General features: G+C 43.3%; 10 protein-coding genes. 4 read left to right on the forward strand and 6 right to left on the reverse strand.

Translation table 11 applies throughout. The annotated features are described in order from the left end of the window. Window positions 1-129: 129 nt before the first annotated feature. Together pnp and rpsO are read right to left on the reverse strand one after the other, a co-directional pair. The gene (gene pnp / locus AB669_RS03225) at window positions 130-2,265 is read right to left on the reverse strand and encodes a polyribonucleotide nucleotidyltransferase (RefSeq protein WP_047797867.1); all 2,136 of its coding nucleotides are present in this window, start codon (window positions 2,263-2,265) and stop codon (window positions 130-132) included. Between the two features lie 175 nt (window positions 2,266-2,440). Then, window positions 2,441-2,725, reverse strand: coding sequence for a 30S ribosomal protein S15 (gene rpsO, locus AB669_RS03230; RefSeq protein ID WP_047797868.1), 285 nt, complete (start codon window positions 2,723-2,725; stop codon window positions 2,441-2,443). Between the two features lie 159 nt (window positions 2,726-2,884). On the opposite strand from rpsO, the gene AB669_RS03235 reads away from it, so the two are divergent. Next, window positions 2,885-3,304 (forward strand): thioesterase family protein, encoded by a 420-nt coding sequence (locus AB669_RS03235; protein WP_047797869.1) that lies wholly within the window; start codon window positions 2,885-2,887, stop codon window positions 3,302-3,304. 27 nt (window positions 3,305-3,331) lie between these two features. Beyond that, complete coding sequence (locus AB669_RS03240) at window positions 3,332-4,756, forward strand: MATE family efflux transporter (RefSeq protein WP_047797870.1); 1,425 nt, start codon at window positions 3,332-3,334, stop codon at window positions 4,754-4,756. A 64-nt stretch (window positions 4,757-4,820) separates the two neighbouring features. Here the strand turns inward: AB669_RS03240 and AB669_RS03245 are convergent, their stop codons facing one another. Then, window positions 4,821-5,459: a DUF6266 family protein gene (locus tag AB669_RS03245; protein WP_047797871.1), complete on the reverse strand. Its 639-nt coding sequence runs from the start codon at window positions 5,457-5,459 to the stop codon at window positions 4,821-4,823. A gap of 324 nt (window positions 5,460-5,783) precedes the next feature. Here AB669_RS03245 and arr point away from each other — a divergent pair, with 324 nt between their 5' ends. Next, window positions 5,784-6,194 carry an NAD(+)--rifampin ADP-ribosyltransferase gene (gene arr, locus AB669_RS03250; RefSeq protein WP_369799729.1) on the forward strand — a complete coding sequence of 137 codons (411 nt, stop codon included), beginning with the start codon at window positions 5,784-5,786 and terminating at the stop codon, window positions 6,192-6,194. Window positions 6,195-6,300: 106 nt separating this feature from the next. On the opposite strand, the gene AB669_RS03255 is transcribed toward arr, so the two are convergent. Genes AB669_RS03255 through AB669_RS03265 form a run of 3 tightly spaced genes read right to left on the reverse strand, consistent with a single transcriptional unit; the run spans window position 6,301 to window position 12,096 of the window. After that, window positions 6,301-7,362 carry a LamG domain-containing protein gene (locus AB669_RS03255; RefSeq protein ID WP_047797873.1) on the reverse strand — a complete coding sequence of 354 codons (1,062 nt, stop codon included), beginning with the start codon at window positions 7,360-7,362 and terminating at the stop codon, window positions 6,301-6,303. Between the two features lie 5 nt (window positions 7,363-7,367). Then, window positions 7,368-8,825, reverse strand: a complete 1,458-nt coding sequence (locus AB669_RS03260) for a RagB/SusD family nutrient uptake outer membrane protein (RefSeq protein WP_047797874.1) — start codon at window positions 8,823-8,825, stop codon at window positions 7,368-7,370. Window positions 8,826-8,829: 4 nt separating this feature from the next. Beyond that, on the reverse strand, window positions 8,830-12,096 hold the full coding sequence (locus tag AB669_RS03265; protein WP_053058226.1) for a TonB-dependent receptor: 3,267 nt from the start codon (window positions 12,094-12,096) through the stop codon (window positions 8,830-8,832). Window positions 12,097-12,247: 151 nt separating this feature from the next. Here AB669_RS03265 and uvrA point away from each other — a divergent pair, with 151 nt between their 5' ends. After that, window positions 12,248-14,764, forward strand: coding sequence for an excinuclease ABC subunit UvrA (gene uvrA / locus AB669_RS03270; RefSeq protein WP_156166641.1), 2,517 nt, complete (start codon window positions 12,248-12,250; stop codon window positions 14,762-14,764). Window positions 14,765-14,769: the final 5 nt, after the last annotated feature.

Here is a 14,769-nt window from a genome sequence, read left to right on the forward strand (position 1 = left end):
TAGTAATATGGCAAGTTACAAAATCCTGATTAAACAAAATAACCATAAACAAAAAAAGCCCTTTCAGCTATATTCTGAAAGGGCTAATTTTTTTCTCCCGACTGCGGAATCCCGCCGCCTGAATTTTATTTATGCTTGCGGAGCAGCGGGTTTTTCTGGTCTTGGCAATAAAACTTTACGGGAAAGTTTCATTTTACCTTGCTTATCGATATCTAATAATTTAACTTCGATTTTATCACCTTCTTTCAATACACCATCCATCGTTTCTAAACGTTGCCATGAAATTTCAGAAATGTGTAACAAACCATCTTTACCTGGCATAATCTCAACAAATGCACCAAATGGCATAATTGATTTTACTTTACCCTGGTAAACTTCACCAATTTCTGGTTTCGCAACAATGGCACGAATTCTCGAAACTGCCGAATCAATTGCCGCTTTATTATCAGCGAAGATCTCAACATTTCCTTTACCATCAACCTCTTCAATAGAGATAGAAGCGCCGGTTTCACGTTGCATTTCCTGAATGATTTTACCGCCTGGGCCGATTACTGCACCAATAAATTCTTTATCAATAACTAAAGAAACAATACGTGGAGCATGTGGTTTGTAATCCTCATTTGGTTGGCTGATCGTTTTCTTCATCTCGTTTAAGATGTGTAAACGACCCTCTTTAGCTTGTAGTAATGCCTTGGTTAAAACTTCATACGATAAACCGTTGATTTTTAGATCCATTTGACAGGCAACGATACCATTTTCAGTACCTGTTACTTTAAAGTCCATGTCGCCTAAGTGATCTTCATCACCAAGGATATCAGAAAGGATTGCATATTTACCGGTTTTCTCATCAGTGATTAAACCCATTGCAATACCCGAAACCGGAGATTTGATTTTAATACCTGCATCCATTAGTGCTAATGTACCAGCACAAACAGTTGCCATAGATGATGATCCATTAGATTCTAAAATATCAGATACTACACGGATGGTATATGGATTTTCAGCACCCTGAGGCAATACTTTTTTCAATGAACGTTGTGCCAATGCACCGTGGCCAATTTCGCGGCGACCAGCACCTCTGTTTGGTCTAACCTCACCTGTTGAGAAACCCGGGAAGTTATAGTGCAATAAGAATTTTTGATAACCGTTGAAGAAAGCGCCATCAATCATTTGTTCATCATCTTTGCTACCCAAAGTAACTGATGTTAATGATTGCGTTTCACCACGTGTAAACACTGCTGAACCATGTGCCGCAGGCAAATAACCTACCTCACTCCAGATTGGGCGAATTTCAGTCGTTTTACGTCCATCCAAACGAATACCTTCGTCTAATAATAGATTTCTGATGGCATCATACTGTACATCATGATAATAATGTTTAGCCATTGCTTTAGTTAAATCAGCAGTGTCTTCAGGCATTGCCTCAAAAAACTCATTGATGATGGCCGTAAAACCAACTTTGCGTTCATCTTTATTTGAGCCCGACTTTGCTACAGCATATACTTTATCGTAAGTATCAGCGTAAACTTTAGCTTTTAAATCAGCATCGTGATCTTCGTGGCTATATTCGCGTTTTACAGTTTTGCCTGTAGCTTCTGTTAATTCAACCTGAATGGCGCATTGAACTTTAATTGCATCATGTGCAAATTTCAATGCCTCAACCATTTCATCTTCCTGAATTTCATCACACTCGCCTTCAACCATGCCGATATCGTTTGCTGAACCAGCAACCATAAATTCTAAAGTTGCACGCTCTAAATCGCTGGCGTATGGGTTGATTACCAACTTACCATCGATTTTAGCAACACGAACTTCAGAAATCGGACCGTTGAAAGGAATATCTGAAACAGATAATGCAGCTGATGCAGCTAAACCAGCTAAACAATCAGGCATGATATTTTTATCAGCAGAAATTAATGAAATCATCACCTGGGTATCAGAGTGATAATCGCTTGGAAACATCGGACGTAGAGCCCTGTCTACCAAACGTGAGATTAAAACCTCATAGTCCGATAATCTTGCTTCACGACGTAAAAAGCCTCCTGGAATACGGCCTGTAGCCGCATATTTTTCCTGATAATCAACTGATAAAGGTAAAAAGTCGGTACCTGGTTTTGCACCTACAGTAGATACAACTGTAGCCAATAACATGGTGTCACCCATTTTAACTACTACCGAACCATCGGCTTGTTTCGCCAGTTTACCAGTTTCAATTTCTACAATTCTGCCATCGCCCAAATCGAACGATTTTTTTATTACATTCATTTAAATAGAATTATGATGTGTTTTCCTCTTTCTACACACCGTTGTTTATATATGTTTTTGTTTTTGCTAACGAAGATAAGATTAAAAATTCCTATCTATAAAATTCCGGCAAAAATATTTTAAGGTAAATTAAAAAGCCATTCCCTAAAGAATGGCTCTTGCTGATAAAATTCGCTTATTTTTGTTTAATGATATCTCTCAACTGTAAAGTTTTGATGATAGCACGATAGCGCTCAATATCTTTTTTGTATAGGTAAGCCAAAATACCGCGGCGTTTACCTACTAATTTTTGAAGTGACAACTGTGTAGAGAAATCTTTACGATTTTTCTTTAAGTGTTCTGTTAAGTGCGCAATACGGTATGTAAATAACGCTACCTGACCTTCAGCAGAACCAGTGTTGGTTTCTACTTCGCCGTGTTGTTTAAAGATTTCGGCTTTCTTTTCTGGACTTAAATACATTTCTTGAATAATATTAAAGCAATAAAAAATTAATTAATTGTGGCGCAAAGATAAAGTATTTTTCTGTATTAACAAAGTAGAGTGAATTGTTTAATGGATGAGTTGTTTTAAGCGATTACAAATAGAACGAATACCTTACTTTTGCGCAAAACATTTACCTTGGAAAAGAATCAATTTAGCATTTTCGAAAGCGAGCTGCGCGTGCGGCCTGATGATATAGACATGTTTAACCATGTTCACAACAGTAAATATTTAGATTATGTACTGGCTGCCCGTTACGAACAAATGGAAAAGTTTTATGGCATGCCATGGGAACACTTCACCAACCAGGGTTTGGGCTGGGTGGTAAGCCGCGTAGATATTAGTTTCAAGCGTCCTCTGCTAATGAACGATTTAATGTTGATTAGAACAGGAATATTAACCATGCATGAAAAAGGTTGTTCAGTACAGTTTGAAATTATCAATAAAAAAACCGGAAAAGTGTCTTCTGATGGTATCTTTGATTATGTGCTCATCGATTTGAACACCGGTCGTGGAACCAGAGTCTCTGCAGAAATGATTCAGGCCTACAGTATCTAGTTATTATTATACTTTAATGCTAACAATATGTCACAGTCAATAAAGACACCGGGCAAATTATCTTCTTTTTTTAGTTTACTCTTACAGTCAGTAAAGGGTAATGAAGTCGATCTGACATCCATTAGCATCAAGCGTGCGATCATTTTACTCGCTATTCCAATGATGCTCGAAATGGCAATGGAATCTGTTTTCGCGCTCGTTGATTTATATTTTGTCGGGCACCTGGAAAACAGTAGTTATGCCATACAAACGGTTGGACTAACGGAATCAGTACTCACCATTATTTATTCCCTCGCCATTGGTTTAAGCATGGCAGCTACTGCTGTTGTAGCCAGGAGAATTGGGGAGAAAAATCCTGATGCAGCTGCAAAGGCAGGTATGCAAACCATTGTTATTGCCGTGGTGATCAATATCATCATCAGCATATTAGGTTTAATTTACGCTGGTGATATTTTGCGCCTGATGGGTGCCTCCAGCGAAACCGCTCAGCATGGCGCCCCTTTCGTACGCATTATGATGGGCGGAAGCATCATCATTGTATTATTGTTTCTGATCAACGGAATATTTCGCGGTGCAGGCAATGCGGCCATCGCCATGAGAAGTTTGTGGATCGCTAATATCGCCAACATCATCCTCTGCCCTGTTTTAATTAATGGTTTAGGGCCCATTCCGGCCTTTGGATTAACAGGCGCCGCAATTGCCACTACTATTGGACGTGGGCTTGGAGTCATATACCAGGCATGTCAGCTATTCAATGGAAAAAATACCCTTAAAATACATGTCAGCCATTTTATTCCTGATTTTAGCCAGATCAGAGCCATTGTTAAAATTGCCGCACCTGCTATCTTTCAGTTTGTCATAGCGAGTTGCAGTTGGGTCTTTCTGGCAGAACTAGTAGCCACGACAGGTGGCGATGAAGGTTCGGCAGGATACCAGACAGCCCTGCGTTTAATGATGTTTTTTATGCTGCCCGCCTGGGGGCTGAGTAATGCAGCTGCTACGCTGGTGGGCCAGAATCTGGGTGCAGGCCATATAGAGCGTGCTGAACAATCGGTTTATCAGACACTAAAATATATTATCGTTTTCATGGCGACCGTAAGTGTGGTATTTTTGACCTGCGGGCATCTATTTGCTTCGTTTTTTACATCCGATTTGGCCGTAATTGCGATTGCAGGAAAGGCGCTAAAGATTTTGAGTATCGGTTTTGTAATCTATGGTGCAGCTATGGTATTTAGCAGTGCGTTCAATGGCGCAGGTGATACCTGGACGCCAACCAAGATTAATATATTTGCTTTCTGGTTGTTTCAGATTCCACTGGCTTATTTCTTAGCGAAGTATCTCGAACTTGGACCCACTGGTGTTTTTATTGCAATTCCCACAGCTGAGGCAGGTATAGCCCTTGCAGCCTTTATCTTGTTCAAAAAAGGCAAATGGAAGAAAACCATGGTATAAACAGCTTACCGCAAAGGCACTCCTGACAGCTAAGTCTTTCGGGTGCCTCTGCGGTTTGGAATAACTAATATAGAATTTCTCCCATATATTTGCTGGTCGAAACTGATTCACGGTTATCGGCAATAAATGCCACCCAGATGTGGAATTTTTTTCCTTTTAGTGCAGTCGCAATTTCCAGTTGTTCTGATCCCGCTTTGCGCTTTGTGCCACTGTACAATACAGCAGCTTTACGTTTTTCTAAGCAATATGCCAGGACCATCACCTGATCACGGTTCCGGATTAGTGAATTTTCCAGTTGATTTATCCACCGGACCTCAATTCCCTGTTCATTAGCTGTTACAGAAATTTCCTCAGGCATTTCGAGCTTCCCGTAAGTGAGGACAATCTTGCTGTAGTCGAGCTGGTCATCGGCATTGAATGCATGCTGCATATTGTATGACTTTGCTGCGTTATGCGCAGATAGATTTCTACTCCGCGCCTCAAGATTAAAACCAGTTCGGATAAAATCCTGTACAGGAGACATAAATTCCTGCAAATCCCTGAACTTCTTTCTACATTTGTTCTGCTTAACAGAACCCTTTTTGTTTTTTGTGCTGGGCGTTGGTAATGCCCTGATCACCCATTTCCCGTTTTGGGGGTACCCAACTACGTTTCCAACCTTTCCGCGGAAACCTCCATTAATGCCGTCATTCAAAACTGCCATAATACATAAATTTAAAAAATTAATAATAATATCATGGGATGATCATACTAATATAAGTAACGGTTTTCAATTAGTTAACATTTAATTCGAAATTATTTCGCTGCCTGGTCGGAGTTCAGTCGGGTACAATTGTCACAAGCCCGACCAATGTCCGACCAAAGCCCGACTAAACCGTGACGCAGGTATTAGCAGTGGCAGGAAAATATACCCTAAAATGAGCTCACAAAACATGATTTTTTTGATACTTTAGCCCTCAGTGAATACGGGAATTTACGCTAATCCGTTATTCTGATGGAAGAAAACATAAAACCTAAAACCAGTACCATGGCTCACAGTCCTTTTAAACAAACCTATTTTCACGGAACAAAAGCAGTTTTAAAAATCGGTGAATACATTACAACAGGCATCAGTTCTAATTACGGACAAAATAAAAATGCAAAGTTTATTTACCTGAGTGCAACACTTGATGCGGCCGTTTGGGGGGCGGAACTTGCTTTGGGGGATGGAAGAGAGCGGATTTATCTCGTGGAGCCCACCGGGCCCATCGAAGATGATCCTAATCTTACAGATAAAAAGTTCCCGGGTAACCCAAGTCTCTCCTATCGTTCCAAAGATCCTTTTAAAGTTGTGGGTGAAATTACAATCTGGGCAGGCCATCCGGAAGATCAGGTAAATACCATGAAGATGCACTTGGCAAAACTAAAGGATGATGGTATCGAAGCCATTGAAGATTGATGACACAATATTTTAATCCTGGTGCATTAGCCTGTTGCATTTCTGATATAATAAAAAAGCTGCCCCCGCATGGAGACAGCTTTTCAATGAAGGAACCAGATTTAAATTAGTCCGGTTTTTCGTTGTTATAGATCCGAAGTACCTCATCCGCACTGAGCGCTTTGTTGTAATACCTGATGTCGTCCATTGAACCCCGGAAATAAGCAGCACTGGAATAATAGAACGGACTCGATGTATCTGTGAAGTTGAGTATGCTTTTCGGAAGGATCTGGCCAATTGCCATATTTACCGGGCTCGTTAGTCGAAATGCTGTACCTGAAGCACTTTCTGTTCTGGTTTGAACACCATCTACATAGAAAGTAATTGCGCCATTTCCAGCTGTAACCACTGCATGGTGCCAGGCGCCAACGGTCATCTTCCCGGGGTTACTATCCCGGTCGTAAGTTGCCGAGGTGGTTTTCAATGTCATAAACAGAAAATTATCCGATTGCAGCTGAAATTTAAATCCGTTCCATTTATTTAATGAAACCATGTAATTATCTGCATTGGCTTCTTTTACATTGACCCATAAACTTATGGTGAGCTGGTCGGGGTTTAACGAAGCGGTATAGGGTATTTCAATATATGCGCCATTATCAAACGCATAGGCATTCGCCTCACGTCCAAAACGATCGGCGGTAGCAACAGGAAGTCGCCCCCCGTCACTATGATTCGCCGCGTTTCCTATAATTCCTGTCATCAGCGTTCCATGATGACCATTTGGAGTAGCATCCTGAGCATTACCACTAAAAAGCCATTTGGCAATAAGGTTCGATGCTGCCACTTCCTCAATTCTCCTTGCGCTGAAAGCGGTGGCCACTCTTCTTAAATTTGCTAATGCGTTATTTACTTCCTGTTGAGTAAAGGCTCCTGCGTTTACATTAACAGCCAGATCGAGTGCAGATTTCAGCTCGGCACGGGCCTGCTTTGGGTATTGACCGATATCGTGTCCTTCAACACTACTATTGTACACCCGTGACAGCGAGTCAGCCAGTTGAGTGAGCCCTGATTTATTAGAAGCATAATCAGGTACTTCCACATCGTCTTTACAAGATGAAATGAGAAAGAGCAGCGAACATAAGGTCAAACAATACCTGGTATATCTGTGAATATTAGCGTTCATTTTCATTGTGATTAAAGTTTTCCGTTAGCATTTAGTTCTGTTTGGGGGATAGGAAAGAACCTGTTCGTGCTATAGTTGAAATTTGGTGCACCAGGTTTGAGTGCAGATTCAGCAAAGGCCTGTCCATAACGCATCACATCAAAGAATCTGTGAAATTCCAGCGCCAGCTCCGAACGTCGTTCCCTGCGGATGATATCTCTTAACTGTAATTGGTTTACAACCGTGACCGGTGCGAGTAAACCAGCGGGTGCTGTTCCGGAAAAGTTTTTACGTGCCCGTTCCCGGATACGGTTCAATGGTATTAATGCTGCCGTAGACTGGCCCGACTCATTTAAGGCTTCGGCTTTGATGAGTAATATATCTGCAAACCGGATAGCCTCGTAATTCAGGTTACCATCATTTTTCGTGGTCACCGGTACTTCACTTATCGGCTGGATATGTTTTTTTGAAAGGTAACCTGTGGTAGACCACGATGCATCAAAAGTATTATCGTAATAAGGTTTGCCCGCCCTGGCCAGTGTTAAATCGAGCCTGGGATCATTGGGTTCAAAATTATCTACCAGACTTTGCGTTGGGAAAAAGGTTCCTGCACCGTTAAGTGTCCTCGGTGCAAACCAGTAATTTAATGAGTTACCTTGTGATGGTTGTGCGCCACGACTATGCCATACCGAGAAAATCGCTTCATTATTCGTTTTTGCACCTGAATTAAAGTTATCTGCAAAATTGTCTGTAAGCGAATAGCCCAGTGCTTCTACCTGTTCGCTGAATTGAATAGCCTGGGGATATTTATTCTGAAAAAGGGATACCTTGGCCAGCAGTGCCAGGGCGGCTCCTTTAGTTGCCCTACCCTGATCAGTAGCCGATTCCCATTTTGAAGGCAGCCCGGCAGCAGCCTCAGTGAGGTCCTTTTCAATCTGGGTGTATACCTGCGCCTGTGGTGTAGCGGCGAGTGCTGCATCTTCAAGTGTTGCTACTTTCAACCGCAAGGGAATATTGCCGTAAAAATTCGTCAGCACGAAGTAGTAATAGCCACGCAGAAACTTTGCCTGCGCCACAATTTGTGTTTTAACCGCTTCCGATACGTTAGTGTTATCGGCAGTGAGCCCACCGGTAACGACATTACAGCGGTTAATGCCATCGTAATATCGTGCCCAAAGAGATTGTACAGCGGCATTTCCCGGCAGAATATTATAAAGATCAATGGCAGTATAGTCGGCCTGTTCTCCTGCATTTCCACCAATAATGGCATCATCAGTTGCCACGTCGCCCAAAACCCACACCGGATTAGAAGCGGCGTCGGTAAAAGTTAGCGGAATATAGGCGGCATTAACTGCAGTTCTTGCGGTTGCATCATTGCTAAAAAGATCCGAGTCCAAGTAGTAACCCAGTGCTGGCTGATCCAGAAATTTCTTGCATCCCAGGGTTGAACACGTTAATGCGATAAGGGATATTATATATAGTTTTTTCATCAGATTAGAAATTAAGATTAAGACCAAGCGTATAAATTCTTGCCGAAGGGTAAGTTCCCCAGTCAATCCCTACTGCGCGTACACCATCTCCCTGGCCATTACTGCTGGTATAAATTTCAGGATCCAGACCCGTGTATTTCGTAAATGTCAATAGGTTTTGACCGCTGGCATAAACCCGCATGGAAGCGATTTTTAAGGCCGACAATACCTTGGGGCTTAAGGTATAACCTATCTGTAAATTTTTGAGTCTCAGGTAAGAGCCATCTTCCAGAAATCTGGTTGAAGGTCTTTTGTTGTTTGTGGAAGAAGCCGAGCTCCAGGTAAGGCGTGGAAACTCATTGGTACTGCCCGCACCGTTCCAGCTTCCCGTAGCAATGCGCTCAGTGATGTTGAAGGCGCGGTAAAAGCCTTCAATATCGGTAGCCACCTGATTATACAGTTTATTGCCGTAAGCGCCTTGAAAAAATACACTCAGATCAAATTGTTTGAATTTCAGATTGCCTGTAAAACCATAGGTTAATTTCGGAATCGGACTGCCTGCAAATTCTCTGTCTTTCTCATCGATAAGCCCGTCGCCATTCGAATCTTTATATTTTACATCTCCAGGTTGAATTCCGGCGCCCTGATAGGCATGGGTGAAAATATCCAGATCATTCTGGAAAATACCTTCCATAGGAAGCAGGTAAAAAGCGCCTATGGGCTGTCCAACAGTAGTCAATGTAGCATAATACTCATTGTCAATCCTGCCTCCTACAATTGGCGAACCAGCTAACGAAAGTACCTTATTATTTAAAGTAGCAACATTTCCTGATACATCAAAACTCCAGTTCTCTGCAATTTTTCCACGGTAGGAAACCTGTAGTTCAATGCCCTGATTACGGACTTTTCCGGCATTGACATATGGGCTGCCACCTCCGCCAGCACTTGGTGGCAGTGGATTGGCAAAAAGAATATCAGAATTATCCCGGATGAAATAGTCGGCATTCAGCTGAAGTGCATTGTCGAAAAATGCCACATCCAAACCAAAATTGCTTTGTGTGCTGGTTTCCCAGGTAATGTTGCTGTTTCCTCTCGATGTGAGAGAATTTCCGATTACAGGTGTGCCACCAAACGGATAGAAGCCTACAAAAGAATTTAATGAGGTATAGGCATAATTACTGATTTCCTGGTTTCCGGTCTGCCCGATGCTTGCCCGCAGTTTCAGCATCGATAGTGGTTTAAAATTCTTTAAAAAAGATTCCTGATCTAACCTCCAGCCAATTGAGCCGGCATAGAAGTTACCATACCGGTTTGCAGGATTCAGGCGCGAAGACCCATCGCGGCGAACAGTGAAGCTAGCAAGATACTTTTCAGCGTATTGATAATCGGCTCGTCCAAACAAAGAGAATAATGCCCATCGGGATTCGTTCTCACCATTCTGCTGTATGCCAATTCCATTATCCAGGTATTGGAAGTCTGCAGATTGATTTGGAAAAATTGACCTTGAAGCAGAGAGGCCGTTGGTGCGGCTTTTGATACTTTCCGATCCGGCCAGGAAGTTAAATGTATGGTTGTCGCCCAGTTTAAGGTTATAAGTCAGGGTATTGGTCCAGTTATAATCCAGTTGATTAGCATTTGAGCGGGCTAAACTACCAGGTGAGTTCTGTGCGCGATCTCCCCAGATTTTAAAAAACTGCTTAAAGTCGGTGATGACCAGCGTACCACCGAGGGTAGTACGGAACTTCAAACCTTCAAGAATTTTGGCTTCCAGAAAAACGTTACCAAGCATGCTATAAGCATTATTGTTTCTGTCAAAGTTATCTGCATATCCTACAGGATTTAATCCATCACCAAAAAAAGCCGGGTTGTCAGGAAGATCCACATAATCTCCGTTCGGTTTAAACACCGGAGTAGCCGGCGTGCGGAAAAGAGCATAACGCATGACGCTGGCGCCCTGGTTTCCGCTTCCGAAACCATCGCCTGAGGCTCCTACCTGCCGGGTGCGTGCATAAGAAAGGTTAAGGTTTAGGCCTGTAGAAAATATTTTCGATAGTGTACTGTTTACGGCAGTCCTCAGGTTAAACCGATCATAAGCACTGTTATTGATCAAACCATCCTGTTTGTAATAGTTAGCGGCCACCAGATAGTTACCTGTTTCATTTCCGCCATCTACAGAGAGGTTAGTATTGTTGATCAATGCGGGTTTAAGAACCTCCTTTTGCCAGTTTACGTCCGGAAGACCGGCAATCAAAGTAGCCGGTATCTGCGTTCTGCCGTCTGCCATAGCAGCGGTGTTAAATGCTGCAACGTACTGTTCGGTATTGGCCATTTTAATCAAATCGCCATGTACCTGTACACCTGTATATTGCGACAGGTTGAAATGTGATTTTCCTGATTTTCCCTTTTTAGTAGTGACCACTACTACGCCATTAGATGCCCGGGCACCGTAGATTGAGGCCGAAGAAGCATCCTTTAGGATACTGATACTTTCAATATCCGTTGGTGAAATCTGGTTAATGCCTGATGTGCTTGGCACGCCATCGATCACGTACAGCGGATTGTTATTGTTGATTGTTCCGATACCTCTGATACGCACAGCAATACCTTCACCAGGTGCGCCTGTGCCTTGTGTCACCGAAACCCCGGCCGCTTTTCCCTGAAGTACCTGATCAACACCTCCAACCGGCATATTGTCGATATCCGACGATCTGATTTGCGATACGGCTCCCGTAAGGTCTTTCTTTTGCTGGGTAGAATAACCCGTAATCACTACATCGTCTAACTTCTGGCTGGATGGAACAAGGGTTATTGAAAGCTCACGCTGGCTTCCGGGTGTAACTGTTTTAGTGATATATCCGATAAACAATACCTGAATGCTGCTGTTTTTAGCTGGCAGATTGATGGTAAACTTTCCATTTTCATCAGTAGTTGTTTTAACAGGTTTTCCTACAACCTGTACAACAGCGCCTGGAACAGGAAGATTTTTTTCATCGCGTACAGTACCTTTCACTACGATAGCCGTCGTATCTGATGATTTGGATGAGGAAGTGTTGGTTAGGTTGTTACCTGTACTGGCCGGAGCGGCTGATCTTACAGAGAGAGGATTGGGAGGCGTTTTTACTGGAGTTTTTGGTATGGATTGCGTCTTCGGGACCGTATCTGGTGGATTTACTGGTCGGGAAGTACTGTCCGTTCGGCGCCGGACTGTATCTGTTTTGATTTGAGCCTGCGCACCTGCGGCTAGAGAAAACAAGGCCAGAAAGAAAATTTGCCTTTGTATAGGTAGCTTCATAGAATAAATAAAGTGTTAATGATTCTTGATAGTAGCTACTATACAAACAAAGCTCATATAATGTTTGACCATAATTATATTTTCAAAGAAGAAATTATCTCTGCTGTTTTTAAAACAATATAACGGTTTGGATCTTTGTAATATTGAATACATGATGGCAGATAAAAATAATAACAATATGATCAGGATCCGCGGCGCACGGGAGCACAACCTGAAAGATGTTTCGCTTGATATACCACGCGACAAACTGGTAGTATTTACCGGTGTATCCGGATCAGGTAAGTCATCACTGGCCTTTGGGACCTTGTATGCAGAAGCACAACGACGGTATCTGGAATCAGTCTCTCCTTATGCACGCCGCCTCTTCAATCAAATGAATGTACCCGAGGTGGATTCGATAGATGGACTCCCGCCCGCAGTGGCCCTCCAGCAACAGCGCGGAGGCGCCAGCACCAGGTCTTCTGTTGGCAGTGTTACCACCCTTTCAAACCTGCTCCGCATGTTATACTCCAGGGCAGGAGATTATCCTGAAGATCAGGAAATCATTTATGCAGAGGGTTTTTCGCCCAACACACCAGAGGGCGCATGTCCCGAATGCCATGGACTTGGAAGCGTATTTGAAGTGACAGAGAAAACAATGGTACCTGATGCTTGCCTTAGTATCAGGGCACATGCAATTGCCTCTTGGCCAAAAGCCTGGCAGGGACAGAACCAACGCGACATATTGGTTTCAATGGGCTACAATGTAGATATTCCGTGGAAAGATTTGCCACAAAAAGACCGCGACTGGATCCTCTTTACAGAAGAAACGCCAACGGTACCGGTATATCCGGGTTATACGCCGGAGGAGACAGCAAAGGCAATCAGGCAGAAAAGGACACCAGATTATATGGGTACTTTTATAGGTGCAAAACCGTACGTGCTCAAAACCTTTTCGTCAAGTCAGTCTGAACTGATGAAAAAAAGGGTCAGTGAATTCATGATCAGCACACCCTGTCCGGTATGCGAAGGCAAACGCCTGCAGCGCGCCGCGCTATCGGTTAAGTTTGATAAAAAAGATATCGCAGAAATGTCACGTCTCTCCCTTTCGTCACTATCTGCTATTGTTGGAAAACATGCCCGCAATAATGGAAAAAGGGAAAAACAAGTGGTTAAGCAAAGAATTTGCGCCGACATCCTTTCGCGCATCAGCGTGATGCTGGAGCTGGGACTTGGCTATCTCACATTAGAAAGGACCACTCCTACCCTTTCACCTGGAGAACTTCAACGGCTCCGCCTGGCCACACAGGTTCATTCAAATCTTTTTGGTGTCGTTTATGTACTTGACGAACCTTCCGCAGGATTACATCCGGCAGATACCCGGGCGCTGCTTAACATCCTGGACAAACTAAAGGCAGCAGGGAACAGCATTTTTGTCGTAGAACATGAAATTGAAGTCATCCGCCATGCAGACTGGATTGTTGATGTGGGGCCTTCTGCAGGTGCACACGGAGGCCAGATTTTATATAATGGTTTGCCGGGCGGCCTAAAGAATATCGCAGACTCACTCACCTCCAGATATCTCTTCAGTGCAGCTGGAAAGAATCGTTCAGCTAACCGCCAGACAACAGGAAAGCTGAGCATTGGTGGAGCCACCAGGCATAACCTCAAAAATATCAGCGTTGAGTTTCCACTCGGCTTATTGACTTGCGTAACCGGTATTTCAGGATCGGGCAAAAGCAGTCTGGTGAGCCATATTCTGGTAGAACTCGTCGCCAAAGGACTGGGACAAGATTTTCAAGTGTTACCTGTAAACCCGGCCGATGATTATCACGCAGAAGTTAGTGCACCGGTTCAAGGCAAAATCATATCGGGATTGAATAACATTTCCCGTTTGGTTGTTGTAGACCAAAAGCCTATAGGGCGTACCCCCCGTTCAAACCTGGCCACATACACCGGTCTTTTTGACCATGTGCGAAAACGCTTCGCGGAAACACCGCTGGCCAGAAAGCGAAAATACGATGCAGGTCGTTTTTCTTTCAATGTAGCTAAAGGCCGTTGCCCCAGATGTCAGGGAGAAGGCTTCGTAATGGTTGAATTGCTATTTTTGCCAAGTGTTTATACACCTTGTCCGGTATGTGACGGAACACGTTATAACAACGCTACGCTCGAGGTGACTTTTAAAGACAAAACCATCGCCCAGATTCTGGAACTAACTGTAGACCAGGCACGAAACCTTTTTGATGAAGATCCACAGATTTACCGTTCACTCGATATTCTTCGGGAAGTTGGATTGGGATACCTGCGCCTGGGACAATCTGCCACTGAACTTTCTGGTGGAGAAGCACAGCGAATCAAGCTCGCTACTGAATTGCAAAAAATTCAGAAAGGGTCTTCGCTATACGTACTTGATGAGCCAACAACCGGCCTCCACCCTGCTGATGTTGAAAGATTGATGATACAACTCAATAAATTAGCAGATGCCGGAAATACAGTAATTATTGTAGAGCATGATATGCAGGTAATTGCCCAGAGTGATTGGGTAATTGATATCGGGCCTGGCGCCGGAGATGAAGGAGGTAAAATTGTATATGCAGGAACAACCGAAGGACTTAGACGTTGTACAGAAAGTAAAACAGCTCCTTTTCTGGCGCATTACATTGCAGAGGTTACAGCAGATCGAAGTTAGACTTG

The sequence above is a fragment of the Pedobacter sp. BMA genome, assembly GCF_001027745.1.
Classification (GTDB): domain Bacteria; phylum Bacteroidota; class Bacteroidia; order Sphingobacteriales; family Sphingobacteriaceae; genus Pedobacter.

What these genes read in the sequence shown, in the direction of transcription:
- pnp (WP_047797867.1), bottom strand. Translation starts at nt 2,265, where the DNA reads ATGAATGTAATAAAAAAATCGTTCGATTTGGGCGATGGCAGAATTGTA.
- rpsO (WP_047797868.1), bottom strand. Translation starts at nt 2,725, where the DNA reads ATGTATTTAAGTCCAGAAAAGAAAGCCGAAATCTTTAAACAACACGGC.
- AB669_RS03240 (WP_047797870.1), top strand. Translation starts at nt 3,332, where the DNA reads ATGTCACAGTCAATAAAGACACCGGGCAAATTATCTTCTTTTTTTAGT.
- AB669_RS03245 (WP_047797871.1), bottom strand. Translation starts at nt 5,459, where the DNA reads ATGGCAGTTTTGAATGACGGCATTAATGGAGGTTTCCGCGGAAAGGTT.
- arr (WP_369799729.1), top strand. Translation starts at nt 5,784, where the DNA reads ATGGCTCACAGTCCTTTTAAACAAACCTATTTTCACGGAACAAAAGCA.
- AB669_RS03255 (WP_047797873.1), bottom strand. Translation starts at nt 7,362, where the DNA reads ATGAAAATGAACGCTAATATTCACAGATATACCAGGTATTGTTTGACC.
- AB669_RS03260 (WP_047797874.1), bottom strand. Translation starts at nt 8,825, where the DNA reads ATGAAAAAACTATATATAATATCCCTTATCGCATTAACGTGTTCAACC.
- AB669_RS03265 (WP_053058226.1), bottom strand. Translation starts at nt 12,096, where the DNA reads ATGAAGCTACCTATACAAAGGCAAATTTTCTTTCTGGCCTTGTTTTCT.
- uvrA (WP_156166641.1), top strand. Translation starts at nt 12,248, where the DNA reads ATGATGGCAGATAAAAATAATAACAATATGATCAGGATCCGCGGCGCA.